General features: G+C 71.8%; 12 protein-coding genes. All 12 read left to right on the forward strand.

Annotated elements, in window-relative coordinates; genetic code table 11:
- Window positions 1-218: 218 nt before the first annotated feature.
- The 12 genes from ACIOMQ_RS14085 to ACIOMQ_RS14140 all read left to right on the forward strand — a co-directional run bounded on the left by ACIOMQ_RS14085 (window position 219) and on the right by ACIOMQ_RS14140 (window position 16,994).
- Window positions 219-1,442, forward strand: coding sequence for an ROK family protein (locus ACIOMQ_RS14085; protein WP_401937922.1), 1,224 nt, complete (start codon window positions 219-221; stop codon window positions 1,440-1,442).
- 70 nt (window positions 1,443-1,512) lie between these two features.
- Entirely contained in the window at window positions 1,513-2,850 is a 1,338-nt protein-coding gene (locus tag ACIOMQ_RS14090) for an ABC transporter substrate-binding protein (RefSeq protein WP_362206834.1), read from the forward strand.
- Window positions 2,851-2,929: 79 nt separating this feature from the next.
- Window positions 2,930-3,811 carry a sugar ABC transporter permease gene (locus tag ACIOMQ_RS14095; protein WP_362206851.1) on the forward strand — a complete coding sequence of 294 codons (882 nt, stop codon included), beginning with the start codon at window positions 2,930-2,932 and terminating at the stop codon, window positions 3,809-3,811.
- A gap of 1 nt (window position 3,812) precedes the next feature.
- On the forward strand, window positions 3,813-4,715 hold the full coding sequence (locus ACIOMQ_RS14100) for a carbohydrate ABC transporter permease (protein ID WP_362206833.1): 903 nt from the start codon (window positions 3,813-3,815) through the stop codon (window positions 4,713-4,715).
- Window positions 4,716-4,717: 2 nt separating this feature from the next.
- A complete protein-coding gene (locus ACIOMQ_RS14105; RefSeq protein ID WP_401264186.1) occupies window positions 4,718-5,983 on the forward strand; it encodes a 6-phospho-beta-glucosidase in 1,266 nt (421 codons plus the stop codon).
- Window positions 5,974-6,948, forward strand: coding sequence for a BadF/BadG/BcrA/BcrD ATPase family protein (locus ACIOMQ_RS14110; protein ID WP_362206831.1), 975 nt, complete (start codon window positions 5,974-5,976; stop codon window positions 6,946-6,948). Before ACIOMQ_RS14105 ends, ACIOMQ_RS14110 begins: the two co-directional genes overlap by 10 nt.
- Before the next feature lie 365 nt (window positions 6,949-7,313).
- On the forward strand, window positions 7,314-8,648 hold the full coding sequence (locus ACIOMQ_RS14115; RefSeq protein ID WP_362206830.1) for a hypothetical protein: 1,335 nt from the start codon (window positions 7,314-7,316) through the stop codon (window positions 8,646-8,648).
- A gap of 11 nt (window positions 8,649-8,659) precedes the next feature.
- On the forward strand, window positions 8,660-9,706 hold the full coding sequence (locus tag ACIOMQ_RS14120) for a glutamate ABC transporter substrate-binding protein (protein ID WP_362206829.1): 1,047 nt from the start codon (window positions 8,660-8,662) through the stop codon (window positions 9,704-9,706).
- A gap of 103 nt (window positions 9,707-9,809) precedes the next feature.
- Window positions 9,810-11,135: a hypothetical protein gene (locus ACIOMQ_RS14125; protein WP_362206828.1), complete on the forward strand. Its 1,326-nt coding sequence runs from the start codon at window positions 9,810-9,812 to the stop codon at window positions 11,133-11,135.
- Window positions 11,136-11,196: 61 nt separating this feature from the next.
- Window positions 11,197-14,058, forward strand: coding sequence for a tetratricopeptide repeat protein (locus tag ACIOMQ_RS14130; protein WP_402189045.1), 2,862 nt, complete (start codon window positions 11,197-11,199; stop codon window positions 14,056-14,058).
- A 2-nt stretch (window positions 14,059-14,060) separates the two neighbouring features.
- On the forward strand, window positions 14,061-15,494 hold the full coding sequence (locus ACIOMQ_RS14135; RefSeq protein ID WP_402189047.1) for a protein phosphatase 2C domain-containing protein: 1,434 nt from the start codon (window positions 14,061-14,063) through the stop codon (window positions 15,492-15,494).
- A 141-nt stretch (window positions 15,495-15,635) separates the two neighbouring features.
- Window positions 15,636-16,994 carry a VWA domain-containing protein gene (locus ACIOMQ_RS14140; RefSeq protein ID WP_401937932.1) on the forward strand — a complete coding sequence of 453 codons (1,359 nt, stop codon included), beginning with the start codon at window positions 15,636-15,638 and terminating at the stop codon, window positions 16,992-16,994.
- Window positions 16,995-17,112 lie beyond the last annotated feature (118 nt).

A 17,112-nucleotide genomic window follows, 5' to 3' on the forward strand; every position in this document is an offset into this window, starting at 1 on the left:
CCTCGCGCATGTGCCGGCGAGCGGGCCGGTGCGGTCCCAACTCGGTTCGGCCCCGACCTGATTGGGAATGCGCCACAAAGGACCCGCACATTCCGGAAGCGCCCCAGGTAACGCTTTGGTTGCCACCAGGACGCTGCCCATTGACGCTCCGGTGACGTGCGCATACCGTCCTTTCACCGAATAGGAAACTTTCCTAACAGAGGGCAGGTGCAGTGCTCATGGCCGGAACCACACCGGGTACCCCCCGCGTTCTGCGGGCCATGAACGACCGGGCCGCCCTCGATCTGCTGCTGGAGCACGGGCCCCTCTCCCGGACCAGGATCGGGAATCTGACCGGCCTCTCCAAGCCCACCGCTTCGCAGCTCCTCGCACGGCTGGAGGCGGCCGGGCTGGTCGTCGCCACCGGGACCGTGGCCGGGCGGCCGGGGCCCAACGCCCAGCTGTACGCGGTGAACGCGCGGGCCGCCCATGTCGCGGGACTGGACGTGAACGCCCGCCGGATCGTCGCCGCCGTCGCCGATGTGACCGGTGAGACGGTCGGGCACTTCGAGCTGCGCACCCCGGGCCGGCGCGCCGACAGCGTGGTGCGGCAGGTGGCGGAGGCGCTGGACGGGGCGGTCAAGGACGCCGGGCTCGCCCGCTCCGACGTGCACCGGGTCGTCATCGGCACCCCGGGCGCCTTCGACCCCGGCACCGGGCGGCTGCGGTACGCCTCGCACCTGCCGGGCTGGCACTCCCCCACACTGCTGGAGGAGCTGGCCGCCTTCCTGCCGATGCCGGTGGAGTACGAGAACGACGTGAACCTGGTCGCGGTGGCCGAGCAGCGGCTGGGCGCAGCGCGCGGGCACGAGGACTTCGTCCTGCTGTGGAACGAGGAGGGGCTCGGTGCCGCCCTCGTCATCAACGGACGGCTGCACCGCGGCTTCACCGGCGGCGCGGGCGAGGTCGGTTTCCTGCCGGTGCCGGGCGCCCCGCTGGTCCGTCAGGTCACCAAGGTGAACGCGGGCGGCTTCCAGGAGCTGGCGGGTGCGCAGGTGCTGGCCCGGCTGGGCCGGGAGCTCGGCATCGACGACGAGCTGATCCGCGCCCCCGGTACCCACCACGAGGCCGCCGCCCGGCTGCTCGCCCGCGCCGCCGAGGCCGCGGAGGCGGGCGAGGACGGCCCGTACCCCCGGCTCCTCGATCTGTTCGCCACCGGCCTCGCGACCGGTCTCGCCTCCATGATCGCCGTGCTCGACCCGGAGGTCGTCGTGCTGTCCGGCGAGGTGATCGCGGCCGGCGGGGAGCCGCTGCGCTGCCGGGTGGCGTCCGAGCTCACCGAACTGGCGGCCTCCCGGCCCCGGCTGATCGCCGGTGCCGTCACGTACCGCCCCGTCCTGCGCGGCGCGCTGGAGAGCGCACTCGCCACCACCCGTGACGAAGTCTTCGACACGTCGCGCTGACCCCTTGCCCGTCCCCTCGGCCCCACCCCTCGCCCCTCTCCGTCCCCATCCTTCACCGGGAGTCACCGCCATGTCCGGAAACCGCCGTAAGACGGCCGCCGCGCTCGCCGCGACCGCCGCGATGTCGCTGTTCGCGTCCGCCTGTACGGGGCAGAGCAACTCCGGTGCCAGTGATGACGCGTCCAAGGACACGACCATCAACTTCTGGCACGGCTGGAGCGCCCCGAACGAGGTCAAGGGAATCCAGGACACGGTCGACGCCTTCGAGAAGGCGCACCCCAACATCCATGTGAAGGTCGTCGGCAACATGACCGACGACAAGGTCAACCAGGCGCTGCGGGCGGGCGGTTCGAAGGCCCCGGACGTCGTTTCGTCGTTCACCACGAACAATGTCGGCAAGTTCTGTTCGTCGAAGGCGTTCGTCGATCTGAAACCCTTCCTGAAGAAGGACGGGATCGACGCGGACAAGACCTTCCCCAAGGCGATGAACGAGTACACGCAGTTCGACGGTGTGCGCTGCACCGTGCCGCTGCTCGGTGACGCGTACGGCCTCTACTACAACAAGGACGCGTTCGAGGACGCCGGCATCTCCCGTCCGCCGCAGACGTGGTCGGAACTGGCCGCGGACGCCAAGAAGCTGACGAAGACCAAGGGCGACTCGTACGAGCAGCTCGGTTTCATGCCGAACTACCACGGCTACGAGACGACGACCGAGCACTACCTCGGCGGCTGGAACCCGAAGTACTTCGACGCGGACGGCAAGTCGAACATCGCCCGGGACCCGGCGTTCGCCGCCATGCTCACCACCCAGAAGAAGCTGGTCGACGACCTGGGCGGCTACGAGAAGCTGGAGAAGTTCCGCACGTCGTTCGGTGACGAGTGGGGCGCCAAGCACCCGTTCCACACCGGCCAGGTGGCCATGCAGCTGGACGGCGAGTGGCGGCTCGGGATGGCCGAGGCGACCAAGCCGGGGTTCGAGATCGGGGTGGCCCCGATGCCCGTCGCCGACGACGAGGCCGGCACCTACGGCAAGGGCTATCTGACCGGCACCGTCGCCGGGATCGCCGCCACCTCCAAGAAGCAGAACGCGGCCTGGGAGCTGGTGAAGTTCATGACGACCGACACCGACGCGGTGGTGAACTTCGCCAACGCGATCCACAACGTGCCCTCCACGCTGGCCGCGCTGAAGTCGCCGAAGCTGAAGCTCGACCCGCGGTTCAAGACGTTCCTGGACATCGCCGCGGACCCGGAGAGCACCACCACGCCGCCCTCGGTGAACGGCGGCGCGTACCTGGTGTCCCTGCAGAACCTCGGATTCGACATCGAGAAGGGCAAGCAGACGGACATCGAGGCGGGCCTGAAGAAGACCGCCGAGGAGATCGACGCAGCGATCGCACAGGCGAAGTAGCACCGCGATGAACACGCGTACGAGCACGTACACACTCCGTTCGAAGCGCCGCCGGTCGGCGCTTCGCACGGCGGCCTTCATGTCGCCGTGGCTGATCGGGTTCTGCGTCTTCTTCGCCTACCCGCTGATCTCCACGCTCTATTTCTCCTTCACCAGCTACGACGGTTTCGCGGCCCCGGAATTCAGCGGGCTGAAGAACTGGTCGTTCGTCTTCAACGACTACCCGCTGTTCTGGCCCGCGCTGCGCAACACGCTCTGGCTGGTCGTGGTCATGGTGACCTGCCGGGTGGTGTTCGGCCTCGGCGTCGGGCTGCTGATCACCAGGATCAAGACGGGTACCGGGGTCTTCCGCACCCTGTTCTACCTGCCGTACCTGGCCCCGCCGGTCGCGGCGACCCTCGGCTTCGTCTTCCTGCTCAACCCGGGTACGGGGCCGGTCAATTCGATCCTCGGCGATCTGGGGCTGCCCACGCCGGGCTGGTTCACCGACGCCGCCTGGTCCAAGCCGGCGCTGACCGCGCTCGCTGTGTGGGGCGTGGGCGACCTGATGGTGATCTTCATGGCCGCGCTGCTCGACGTACCGAAGGAGCAGTACGAGGCGGCGGAGCTGGACGGGGCGTCCGCGTTCCAGCGGTTCCGCTTCGTCACCCTGCCGAACATCTCGCCGATCGTGATGTTCGCCGTGGTCACCGGGATCATCCAGACGATGCAGTACTACACCCAGCCACTCGTGGCGGGGAAGGTCGCCTCGGGGGTGATGGGCGGCTCCGGGCAGCAGTTCGAACCGGGCTATCCCGACAAGTCGACACTGACGCTTCCGCAGCTCGTCTACAACCTCGGCTTCCAGCGCTTCGACTACGGCTCCGCCTGCGTGGTCGCGCTCGTCCTCTTCGTACTCGCCATGGCGTTCACCGCACTGCTGATGCGGCGCCGCAGCGGGCTGATCCAGGCAGGTGAGTGACGTGACGCAGGCTCTCGACACCCTCAAGGCGGCCGACGGGGCGGCCGAACCGGCCACCCCGGCCGCACGCACGGCACGCCGCAAGGCGCTGCTGAACTGGATCGCCGTGCACGCGCTCGGCGTCGCGGCCGCGCTCTTCTTCGTGCTGCCGTTCGTCTTCCTGCTGCTCACCTCGCTGATGAGCGACCAGCAGGCGCTGACCCGCGATCTGTGGCCGCACCCCTTCGAGTGGAGCAACTACAAGAAGGTGTTCGACACCCCGGGCTTCCTGAGCTGGTGGCGGAACACCCTGCTGTACGCGGGGCTCGGCACCGTCCTCACCGTCGTGTCGTCGCTGCCCGTGGCGTACGCGCTCGCCAAGTTCCGCTTCCGCGGGCGTCACCTGTCGCTGATGCTCGTCATCTCGATGATGATGCTGCCACCGCAGGTCGTCGTCATCCCGATGTATCTGTTCTGGGCGAAGCAGCTGGACCTGTCCGGCACGCTCTGGCCGCTGATCATCCCGATGGCCTTCGGTGACGCGTTCTCCATCTTCCTGCTGCGGCAGTTCCTGCTGACCATCCCGAACGAGTACCTCGACGCGGCGAAGGTCGACGGCTGCGGTGAGTTCCGCACGCTGATGCGGGTCGTCGTGCCGATGGCCAGGCCGGGCATCGCCGCCGTCGCGCTCTTCCAGTTCTTCTACGCCTGGAACGACTACTTCGGCCCGCAGATCTACGCCTCGGAGAACCCGGCCGCCTGGACCCTCAGTTACGGCCTGGAGTCCTTCAAGGGCGCGCACCACACCGACTGGAACCTGACCATGGCCGCGACCGTACTGGTCATGGCCCCCGTGATCCTCGTCTTCTTCTTCGCCCAGAAGGCTTTTGTCGAGGGCGTCACACTGACCGGAGTAAAGGGCTGACTATGAAGCTCGCAGTAGTGGGTGGCGGGTCCACCTACACACCTGAACTGATCGACGGATTCGCCCGGCTGCGGGACACGCTGCCCATCGAGGAGCTGGTGCTCGTCGACCCGGCGGCCGACCGTCTCGAACTCGTCGGCGGCCTCGCCCGGCGGATCTTCGCCAAGCAGGGCCACCCGGGAAGGATCGTCACCACCTCGGACCTCGACGCGGGTGTCGCCGACGCCGACGCGGTCCTGCTCCAGTTGCGCGTCGGCGGCCAGGCCGCCCGCAACCAGGACGAGACCTGGCCGCTGGAGTGCGGCTGCGTCGGCCAGGAGACCACCGGGGCCGGCGGCCTCGCCAAGGCGATGCGCACCGTCCCGGTCGTCCTGGACATCGCCGAGCGGGTCCGCCGCACCAACCCGAACGCCTGGATCATCGACTTCACCAACCCGGTCGGCATCGTCACCCGGGCGCTGCTCCAGGCCGGGCACAAGGCCGTCGGCCTGTGCAACGTGGCGATCGGCTTCCAGCGGAAGTTCGCCCGGCTCCTCGACGTCACGCCCGGTGAGGTGCACCTCGACCATGTCGGGCTCAACCACCTGACCTGGGAGCTCGGCGTCCGCCTCGGTGGCCCGGACGGCGAGAACGTCCTGCCGAGGCTGCTCGCCGAGCACGGCGACGCCGTCGCGGACGATCTGCGCATGCCCCGGGCGATCGTCGACCGGCTCGGCGTCGTCCCCTCGTACTACCTGCGTTACTTCTACGCGCACGACGCGGTCGTACGGGAGCTCGGCACCAAGCCGTCCCGGGCGGCCGAGGTCGCCGCGATGGAGAAGGAACTCCTCGCCATGTACGGCGACCCGGCGCTGGACGAGAAGCCCGCGCTGCTCGCCAAGCGCGGCGGTGCCTTCTACTCGGAGGCCGCGGTGGACCTGGCGTCCTCGCTGCTCGGCTCGGGCGGCAGCCCGGTGCAGGTGGTCAACACGTACAACAAGGGGACGCTGCCGTTCCTGCCGGACGACGCGGTGATCGAGGTGCAGGCCCGGGTCGACGGCACGGGCGCGACGCCGCTCGCCGTCCCCGGGCTGGACCCGCTGTACGCCGGTCTGATCGCCCAGGTCACCGCGTACGAGGACCTCGCGCTCGAAGCCGCGCTGCGCGGAGGCCGGGACCGGGTGTTCAAGGCACTGCTCGCGCACCCGTTGATCGGCCAGTTCGAGTACGCCGAGGCGCTCACCGACAAGCTGATCGCGCACAACCGGGAGCACCTGGCGTGGGCGTGAACGCTTCGGTCCTCGCGATCGACGCGGGGAACAGCAAGACCGATGTGGCACTGATCGGTGAGGACGGAACGGTGCTGGCGGCGTCCCGCGGCGGTGGCTTCCAGCCACCGGTCGTGGGCGTCGAGGCGGCCGTGGACATGCTCGGCGCGGCCGTCGGGCAGGTGCTGGAGCTGTCGGGTGAACCGGTCGGCTCCGTCGCGCATGTGTCGGCCTGTCTCGCCAACGCCGACCTCCCGGTGGAGGAGGAGCAGTTGGCGCGGGCGCTGCGCGCCCGCGGCTGGGGGACCACGGTGGAGGTGCGCAACGACACCTTCGCGATACTGCGCGCGGGCGTCGACGAGCCGCGGGGTGTGGCCGTCGTCTGCGGTGCGGGAATCAACTGCGTCGGCATGGTGCCGGACGGGCGGACCGCGCGCTTCCCCGCCATAGGCCGGATGTCCGGCGACTGGGGCGGCGGTTCGGGACTGGCCGAGGAGGCGATGTGGTTCGCCTCACGGGCCGAGGACGGCCGCGGTGAGCCGACCGGGCTGGCCCGCACCCTGCCCGCGCACTTCGGGCTCGACTCGATGTACGCGCTGATCGAGGCACTGCATCTGGGCCGGGTCGAGTCCGAGCGCCGGCACGAGCTGACCCCGGTGCTCTTCGCGACCGCGGCGGCCGGGGACCCGGTGGCGGTCTCGCTGGTGGACCGGCTGGCAGAGGAGGTCGTCGCGATGGCGTCGGTCGCGCTGGGCCGGCTCGGCCTGCTGGACGAGGAGGCGCCGGTGGTGCTGGGCGGCGGTGTGCTGGCGGCCCGTCATCCGCAGCTGGACGGCAGGATCACCGAACTCCTCGCGGTACGTGCGCCGAAGGCGGTGGTCCGGGTGGTGACGGAGCCTCCGGTGCTGGGAGCCGCGCTGCTCGGCCTCGATCACACGGGGGCGGCGGCCGGGGTGCACGAGAGGCTGCGTGCACAGTACAGCTGATTTGGCCGGGCTCTGAGGGCGTCCCGCGGCGTTTCGCGTCGCGGGACGCCCCTTGCGTAAGGGAACCGATCAGTTGTCCCGGACGTGTTCAGGGGTGGAGAGATCGGTCCGCTTCGGGGATTGGTCCGCCGATCGGCTTGATCGGCGGCGCGGCCCTTGATCGAATGCGGGTGATCGCATCCACGGACGATGCGGGATCCGGACGTTCATGGTGTGGATGCCGGTCCCTGCGGCCATACTTCTGGCCGGGCACCAGCCCCCGATCGGCCGGGGACCGGGCCACCGTCAGTGACCGAGGGGGAGGTCGAGTGACATACCCGCCGAATGTACGCACGGCGCCGGACCACGCACGGGCGCAGCCGCCCGTGCCCGCGACCGTACCCGCTCCGCCGCGGCGCGGTGCCCTGTCCGCGACGACGGAACAGCTGCGGGCGGCGGCGACGACCGAACCGGGCAGGCTCCGGATCATCGGGGCCGCACTGGCCCTGCTCGTCGTCGCGTTCGGGGCCGTGACGGCGTTCGAGATCGCCGACCGGGCGACCGCCGCCGACGACGTGGTGAGCCGCAGCCAGCCGCTGAGCGCCGGCGCGGCGGGCATCTACCGCTCGCTGGCCGATGCCGACACCGCGGCGGCGAGCGGCTTCCTGGCCGGGGCGCAGGAGCCGCGCGATGTCCACGACCGGTACGACAGGGACATCAAGGAGGCGTCCCGGCTGCTGGTGAAGGCCGCGGCCAACACGGACGCGTCGACCGATTCCGGGCACGAGATCACCACGCTCAACGAGGAACTCCCCCGGTACACGGGCCTGATCGAGCGGGCCCGCGCCAACAACCGGCAGGGCCTGCCGCTGGGCGGCGCCTATCTCCGGTACGCGAACCAGAAGATGACCGACGTGCTGCTGCCGGCCGCCGAGCGGCTGTACACGGCGGAGACCGGCAGGCTCGACGGGGACAACGACTCGGCCAGGGCGTGGCCGTTCTTCTCGCTCGGGCTCGGAGTCGTGGCACTGGCCGCGCTGTTCTGGGCGCAGCGGCGCAACTACCGCAGGACGAACCGGGTCTTCAACCACGGGCTGCTCGCCGCGACCGCCGCGTCCACCGTGGTGCTGCTGTGGCTCGCCGTGGGGCACACGGTGGCGCGGTCCGCACTGCTGGACGCCGATGTGCACGGGCAGCAGTCCCTCGATGTCCTCAACCACGCGCGGATCGACTCGCTGAAGGCGCGTGCCAATGAGAACCTCACTCTGGTCGCCCGGGGCGCGGTGCTCACCCCGGACGGCAGGAACGACAAGTACGAGACCGACTACACCACGGGCATGAAGGCCCTCGGCGAAGAGCTGAGGAAGGCCAGGAAGCTCGCCGACGACTCCCAGGGGAGCGGGCCGGTGGCGAACGCCATCAACGGTGCCTCCGAGTGGCAGGGCCGCCACCGGACCGCCCGCACGACCGACGACAGCGGCGACTACGAGGGCGCGCTGAAGCAGATCATCGGGCCGAAGAACTCGACGGGCGAGTCCTTCAACCGGGTGGACAAGGCGCTGGAGCAGGCGCTCGCCCATGAGCAGGGCGAGTTCACCCGGGCCGCGAAGAACGGGCGCGGGGCGCTGGGCGGGCTGCCGGCAGGGGCCGCGGCGCTGGCCGCGCTGGGTGCCGTCGCCGCGATCGTCGGGGTCAACCGCAGGCTCTCGGAGTACCGGTGAGAGGGGGAGCGATGACCAGGAAGCTCACGGGCCCTGGGTCCACGCGCGGCGGACTGCGCGGCTGGGGCGGGGTGACGGGCATGGCCGTGGCCTGCGCGGTGACGGCCTCGCTCACCCTGCTGCCGCTCTCCCACCGCGGCGCCGGCGCCTTCGGCGGTGACGCCGCCTCGGGGCCGGGTGCGGCACAGGCGGTGCAGGCCCGGTCCGGCGACTGCACGGATCCGGAGGCGAGCCTGCCGCCGTCCGGCGCCGACGGCCCGAGCATCGCGAAGATCAAGGCGCGCGGAAAGCTGATCGCCGGTGTCGACCAGAACAGCTTCCAATGGGGATACCGCGATCCGGAGACCGGCGGGCTCGAAGGCTTCGACATCGATCTGGTGCGGGCCATCGCCAAGGACATCCTGGGCGACCCCGACGCCGTGATCTTCCGGGCCATCCCCACCAACCAGCGGATCGCCGCACTGGAGAACGACAAGGTCGATGTCGTCGTCCGGACGATGACGATCAACTGCGCCCGGCTGGACCAGGTCTCGTTCTCCACGGCGTACTTCCAGGCCGGGCAGCAGGTCCTCGCGCCGAAGGACTCGGCGATCACCGGGTTCGACAAGTCCCTGGCCGGGAAGCGGGTCTGCACCGCCGAGGGCTCCACCGCCTACGAGGCGCTGCAGAAGCAGTCGTTCGGCTCGGTCTTCAAGGACGAGCACGACGGCACCGACGCGGACGAGGACCGGCTCACCGTCCCCAACCAGCTGGACTGCCTGGTGCGGCTCCAGCTGGGCGAGGTCGACGCGATCGTCACGGACAACGCGCTGGCGGCCGGCCAGGCCGCCCAGGACCCGGCGGTCGAGCTCAAGGGCGACAAGCCGTTCACCACCGAGTACTACGGCGTGGCGGCGAAGCGCGGAGCGGACGATCTGGTGGCCCGGGTCAATCAGGTCCTGGTCGACTACCGCAGGGGCGGCGCGGACAGCCCCTGGATGAAGTCGTACCGGCATTGGCTTCAGGACGGTCTGCCGGGGATGACGGCGCCGCCGGCACCCAAGTACCGGAGCAACTAGTGCCGGGCCGGCCGGATGCGCGCGACGGCGCGGATCCGGCCGGCGAGGCAGTGGCACTGATCCTGGCGGGCCCGTCCCGGCAGGAGGAGCGGAGAGGTGATCGATGGGCGTCGCGGGCCCCTTCCCCGGCTACGCGGGGAGGCCCCCCGGCCCGGTCATGGACCGGGACGAGGCGGACCGTGCGCTGGCCCGGCTGGGCGCGGAGCACGAGGCGATCGAGACCTCGCTCCTCGCCCTGCAGGACCACGCGGGCCGCCGGCTCCTGGAGGGCGCCGATCTGACCGGTGTCACCAAGGAGCGCTGGGCCACCACCGAGCACTCGATCACCCTGCTGTGGGGATATTTCGACGCCTACGCGGGGGCGCTGTCCGAGGCCCGCGCGGTACGGGCACGCCGGCGCCATCCCAACCGGGACGACCTGGTGGCCCTCACCGAACTGCTGCGCGGCCAGGGCGTCACCGTGGCGCACGCGGCCGGCCGCCCCCATCCGTCGGTCACGGGCCCGGCCAAGCTCTCCGAGCGGTTCACGCTGGAGGAGCTGGTCGCCCGGATGAACGACCTGTACGCCCGCTCGCTGGACATGGTCGTCGCCTCCGACTCCGTGTGGTCCGCGCTGCCCGCCCGGATAGATCTGCTCGCCGCCGAGCTGCACCGCACCCGCTCGCTGGCGCACTCCGTCGGCGTACGGCCGGGCGAGCACCCGGCGGGCGACGACCTGGAGGCGATCACCCACGAGCTGACCACGCTGCGGGTGCAGGTGATCTCCGATCCGCTCGCCTTCTGGCTGCCGGGGCCCGGAAGTTCGGCGCCCGGCGGCGGGCGCCCGGACACGATGCGCTACGACCGGGCGGCCCGCGCCCTCGACGACGTGCGCCGCGAGATCGAGGCGGTGCTCGCGGTCCGCCAGGACGCCGAGCAGCGGCTGGTCCAGCTGCGTGACGTCCTCTCCCGTGCGGACCGCACCCTCACCGAGGCCCGGTCGGCGCGCGGCGAGGTGCTGGCGAAGATCGCCGCCTCCGAGGTGCCCGCGGTCAGCGGTCCGGCGACCGCGCTCCAGGAGCGGCTGGCCGCCGCTTCGGAGTACCGCAGGCACGCCCAGTGGCATCGGCTCTCACCGCTCCTGGAGACGCTGGAGCGGGAGGCCGAGGAGGAACTGCTGCGGGCCCGGGAGTCGTTGACCGCGGTCACGGCCCCGCTGGCCGTACGTGCGGAGCTGCGCGGCAGGCTCGACGCGTACAAGGCGAAGGTCGCCCGGCACGGTCTGGCCGAGGACCCGCTGCTGATCGAGCGGTACGACGCGGCGCGCCGGATGCTGTGGAGCGCGCCGTGCGATCTGCGGGTCGCCGCGCAGGCGGTGCTGCGCTACCAGGAGACGGCGGCCGAACTGCTGTCCCAGAGCCGGGCCCCGGGACCGGAGGACCGGCGATGAATACGCAGGAGCGCAGGGTGGAAGAGCCGCCGCGGCGGCGGGGCGAACAGGGGGACGGACCATGAGTGCGCAGTGCCAGCGCCCCGCGTGCGAGGGCAGTTACGAGGACATGGGCGGCGGTGAGCTGTACTGCGACACCTGCGGTCTGGCTCCGGTCGTGTCGCAGGTGGGGCCTCCCCTGTCCGGGCGAAGCCGAGAACTTGGGGATGGCCTGGTGAGCTCGCCGCCGACCGGACTCGCGGGCGGCGGCGCGAGCAGCAGGGGCAGTCGGGGCAGCGGCAGCAGTGCGCGGGCCTCGTCCCGGGCGTCCTCGCGTTCCTCGTCCCGCTCGTCGACGTCACGGCGTTCCGTTTCGGGGCGGCTCTCGCGGGCGCTGTCCGGTGGCACCACGTCCCGTTCGGTGTCGGTGCGTTCCTCCGGTTCGTCCACGGGCTCGTCCGCCCGGGGCAGGCTGGGCGTGGGCCTGGTGCAGGTTCCGGACGTGCCGCGTCCCGATCCGCGCTCGGCGGTGATGGAGAACCCGGAGGTGCCGGAGCGGAAGCGTTTCTGTTCGCGTTCCGACTGCGGGGCCCCGGTGGGCCGGGCCCGCGGCGAACGGGCGGGCCGCACGGAGGGGTTCTGCACCAAGTGCGGCCATCCGTACTCCTTCGCGCCCAAGCTCGGCGAGGGCGACATCGTGCACGGCCAGTACGAGGTCGCGGGCTGCCTGGCGCACGGCGGGCTCGGCTGGGTCTACCTCGCGGTCGACCGTGCCGTGTCGGACCGCTGGGTGGTCCTCAAGGGACTGCTCGACACCGGTGACCAGGACGCCATGGCGGCCGCCATCTCGGAGCGCCGCTTCCTCGCCGAGATCGAGCACTCCAACATCGTCCGGATCTACAACTTCGTCGAGCATCTCGACCAGCGCACCGGCTCGCTCGACGGCTACATAGTGATGGAGTACGTCGGCGGCAAGGCGCTCAAGGAGATCGCGAACGAGCGCCGCACCCCGGCCGGGAAGCGCGATCCGCTGCCGGTCGAGCAGGCGTGCGCGTACGGCATCGAGGCGCTGGAGGCGCTCGGTCATCTGCACAGCCGCAACCTGCTCTACTGCGACTTCAAGGTCGACAACGCGATCCAGACCGAGGACCAGCTGAAGCTGATCGACATGGGCGCGGTCCGCAGGATGGACGACGACGAGTCGGCCATCTACGGCACGGTGGGGTACCAGGCGCCGGAGGTCGCGGAGGTGGGCCCGTCGGTCGCCTCCGACCTGTACACGGTGGCGCGGACGCTCGCGGTGCTCACCTTCGACTTCCAGGGCTACACCAACGTCTTCGTGGACTCGCTGCCGGACCCGGAGAACATCGAGGTCTTCCGCACGTACGAGTCGTTCTACCGGCTGCTGGTGCGGGCCACCGACCCGGATCCGGCGCGGCGGTTCGCCTCGGCGGCGGAGATGGCGGAGCAGCTGACGGGGGTGCTGCGCGAGGTGGTGTCGCTGCAGACGCGCCGGCCGCGGCCGGCGCTGTCGACGCTGTTCGGTACGGAAGTGCGGGTCACGGACACGCGGTTGTTCGCCGAGCCGGCGGGCGAGGTGTCGCGGCTGGGGGTGCGGGCCGGCGCTCCGGCGGCGTCCGGGCGCTTCGGCCGGCGGCGCACCGGGGCGGGGGCTGCGGCCCCGGTCCCGCCCGCGGTGCCGCCCGCCGGACCGGGGCCGGGCGCGCCGCCCACGGGTGCGCCGCCCGCGGCCGGTCACCCCGGTCCGGGTGCCGGCCCGCTGACCCCGCCGCCCACGCACGTCCGGGCCGGCGGCCCCGCGGAGGCGAGCGGCGCGGCCCTCGCGAACGGCTCGGCCTTCCCGTACGCGCAGACGCAGGCCGCGGTTCCGGCCCCGCGTGTCCCGGCCGGCGCCGCCGGAGCGCCGTCCGGCCCGTACCCGCCCGGAGCGCCTGCGGGGCCGTACGCCCCCGAAGGCCCCCGGCTGGCCCGGCTCGACGTGCCGTCCACCTCGCTCGCGCTGCCCGTGCCCCGGGTCGACGCGACCGACCCCAACGCGGGCTTCCTCGCCGGGCTGATGACCACCGCCCCCGCCGAACTGATCACCGCGCTCCAGGGCGTGCCCGTGCCGTCGCTGGAGACCCGGCTGCGTGAGCTGCGCGCCCGCCTGGAGCTGCACGAACTCGGCGCCGCTGGGCAGGCCCTGACGGAGCTGGAGGGCCAGTACGCGGACGACTGGCGGGTCGTCTGGTACCGCGGCGTCACCTCGCTGGTGACCGGCGACAACGAGAACGCGGCGCTCTCCTTCGACGCGGTGTACGACGCGTTCCCCGGTGAGCCGGCGCCCAAGCTGGCGCTGGGGATCTGCGCGGAGGTCCTGGGCCAGCTGGACAACGCCGCCGAGTACTACCGGCTGGTGTGGATGACCGACCCCAGCTTCGTCAGCGCCGCGTTCGGCCTGGCCCGGGTGCGGATCGCCGCCGGGGACCGGGCCGGGGCCGTCAGGGCGCTGGAGTCCGTGCCGGAGGCGTCGATCCACTACACGGCGGCCCGGGTCGCCGCGGTGCGGGCCCGGCTCCGTGAACGGGCCCCGGACGAGCCGCTGATCACCGATCTGACGGCCGCATCGGCCCAGGTGTCGGCGCTGGTCGGGCTGGGTCTGGACGCGGTGCGCCGGGAGCAGTTGTCGACGGAGGTGCTGGGGACGGCGCTCGACTGGATACTCTCCGGTAGTCCCACGGTTTCGCCCTCGGCCCCGCAGTCGCCCGCGCCTGCCGGGACGAGCGGGCCGAACACACTGCTCGGCAGTGAGCTGGACGAGCGCGGCCTGCGTTTGGGGCTGGAGCGTTCGTACCGGATGCTCGCCCGGCTCGCGGAGCCCGGCGACGAGAGGATCGAACTGGTGGAGCGGGCCAACCGCTTCCGCCCCCGGACGTGGGTGTGAAAATGTCGCAGAAGCCCCAGGAGACGGCCCTGTCGAAGTGCCCCGGCTGCGAGGAGCCGCTGGAGCCGGGGGACCTGTTCTGCGGTGCGTGCGGGTACGACCTGTCGGCCGTGCCCGAACCGCCGCGGGACCACCCGACGATCGCCATGGCCGTGCCTGCGGAGAACGGCGCGGCGGCCGCCGCCCGCACTCCCGCGGGCCACCCGGCAGCGGTCCGGTCCGACGGTCCCGGCGGACCGGGCGGCCGTGACAGGTCGGGCGGACAGGACGGACAGGACGGATCGGGCGATTTCGAGCTGGCCGCGCCCGGAGCCGGGCCTGCGCCCGGAGCCGCACCTCAGGCCGTGCCCGCAGCCGCGCCCGGAGCCGCACCTCAGGCCGTGCCCGCAGCCGCGTCCGGAGCCTCGTCCGCGCCCTCGTCCGCCCCGTCGGCCGAGGTGTCCGCGCCCGCACCCGACCCCCGCACCCCCGCCGTCGAGCTGCCCCCCGCACCGCCGGCCGGCACCAAGCTGTGCGTGGCCTGCCGGGCCGGCCGGGTCGACACCGACGGCTACTGCGAGAACTGCGGCCACGCCCAGCCGCGCGAGCGCGACCACATGGAGCAGGAGCTCGAATCGGTGGCCGCGGTCAGCGACCGGGGCCTGCGCCACCACCGCAACGAGGACGCGTTCGCGGTGTCGACCACCGCCCTGCCCGACGGTTCACCGGCCGTCGTCGCGATCGTCTGCGACGGTGTCTCCTCGGCGAGCCGCCCGGACGAGGCGTCGGCGGCCGCCGCGAGCGCCGCCAACGAAGCACTGCTGGAGTCGCTGCCCCGCGGCACCCATCCGCAGCAGGCGATGCACGAGGCGATCGTCGTGGCGGCCGAGGCGGTCAACTCCCTGGCCCGGGAGCCCGGCCGGGCCGGGGAGCACGATCCGCACCGCCACCAGAACGCCCCGGCGTGCACGCTGGTCGGCGCGGTGATGGCAGGCGGTCTGCTGGTCGTCGGCTGGGTCGGCGACAGCCGCGCCTACTGGGTGCCCGACGACCGCACCCACCCGCCCGCCCGGCTGACCGAGGACGACTCCTGGGCCGCGCAGATGGTGGCGGCGGGTCTGATGAACGAGGCCGAGGCGTACGCGGACGAGCGCGCCCACGCCATCACGGGGTGGCTCGGCGCCGACGCGTACGAACTGGAGCCGCACACCGCGTCCTTCAAACCGGACCGGCCCGGTCTCGTGGTGGTGTGCACGGACGGCCTGTGGAATTACGCGGAGTCGGCGGCCGACATGGCCGCGGCGGTGCCGGCCGACGCGCAACTGCGGCCGCTGCACGGCGCCCAGGTGCTGGTGGGGCACGCTCTGGACGGTGGGGGCCACGACAACGTAACAGTGGCCCTGCTGCCGTTCGCGGTACCGCCGCAGGGGGCAGGATCGGCGTGCGGCGACACATGAGTCCCGTTCCGTAACGCTTGATTCCGTTTCTGCCCGTCCACTTCGCCCCGTCGCCTCAGCCCGTACTCACCCGCTTTCGCCCGCATTTCTTCCCTCACAGCTGTCTTCATCCGACACCTGGAGTCCCGAGGAGCCGATCAGATGGCCAACTTCTCCAAGTCGAACGTGCCGCAGTTCTTCGTCGAGGTGTACCAGAACGAATATCTGCCGGAGGGCGGTCGCGAGGTCAACGCGATCGTCACGGTCACCTCGACCGGAGGCGGCACCACCGGCGGCGTCCCGCTGTCCGGTGCGGCCGCGACGCCCCCGCAGGTACCGGGACGGGCGCCGAGCGCCGCCGTGGTGATCATGGTCGACTGCTCCGGGTCGATGGACTACCCGCCGACGAAGATGCGCCATGCCCGCGATGCGACGGCCGCGGCGATCGACACCCTGCGCGACGGCACCTCGTTCGCCGTGGTCGGCGGCACGCACGTCGCCAAGGAGGTCTACCCGGGCAACGGCAGGCTGGCCGTCGCCGACGCACGGACCAAGGCCCAGGCGAAGGAGGCCCTGCGCGCGCTCAGCGCCGGCGGCGGTACGGCGATCGGCACCTGGCTGCGGCTGGCCGACCGGCTGCTCGGCGCCGCCGATGTGGCGATCCGGCACGGCATCCTCCTCACCGACGGCCGCAACGAGCACGAGGCGCCGGAGGACCTGCGGGCCGCGCTGGAGTCCTGCGCGGGCCGCTTCACCTGCGACGCCCGCGGTGTCGGCACCGACTGGGAGGTGAAAGAGGTCACAGCCGTCGCGTCCGCGCTGCTCGGCACGGCCGACATCGTCGCCGACCCGGCGGGGCTGGCCGCGGACTTCACACAGATGATGGAGAACGTGATGGGCAAGGAGGTCGCGGATGTCGCGCTGCGGCTCTGGACGCCCGTCGGGGTCGAGATCAAGTTCGTGAAGCAGGTCGCGCCCGCGGTCGTCGACCTGACCGGCCGCCGCACCGAGGCGGGCCCCCGCGCCGGGGACTATCCCACGGGTTCCTGGGGCGACGAGTCCCGCGACTACCACGTGTGCGTCCAGGTGCCGGAGGCCGGGATCGGGCAGGAGATGCTGGCGTCCCGGGTCTCGCTGGTCCTCCCCGACCCGTCGGGCGGGGCGCCGCAGACGCTTTCGCAGGGCCTCGTACGCGCGGTGTGGACAGCGGACATGGCGGCGTCCACCTCGATGAACCCGCAGGTCGCGCACTACACCGGCCAGGCGGAACTGGCACAAGTCATCCAGCAGGGGCTCGATGCCCGCAAGTCGGGAGACTTCGACGGCGCGACCGCGAAACTGGGCCGCGCGGTGCAGCTGGCTTCGGCATCCGGGAACGAGGACACCGCGAAACTCCTTTCGAAGGTGGTAGACGTCGTCGACGCGGCGACCGGTACTGTGCGACTGAAGGCGAAGGTCGCGGAAGCGGACTCGATGACACTCGAAACACGCTCCACCAAGACCGTTCGCGTCAAGAAGTAACGACACGGCGAACAACCGCACAGCCACACGGCCGCGCAGTCGGGCCGACCGGCCGGAGCGCTCCGGGTCCGGGTGGCGCAGAGCAGGAAGAATCCACGGCCCCCGGGGCCGGACGAGG

The sequence above is a fragment of the Streptomyces sp. NPDC087845 genome, from assembly GCF_044742755.1.
Lineage (GTDB): Bacteria > Actinomycetota > Actinomycetes > Streptomycetales > Streptomycetaceae > Streptomyces.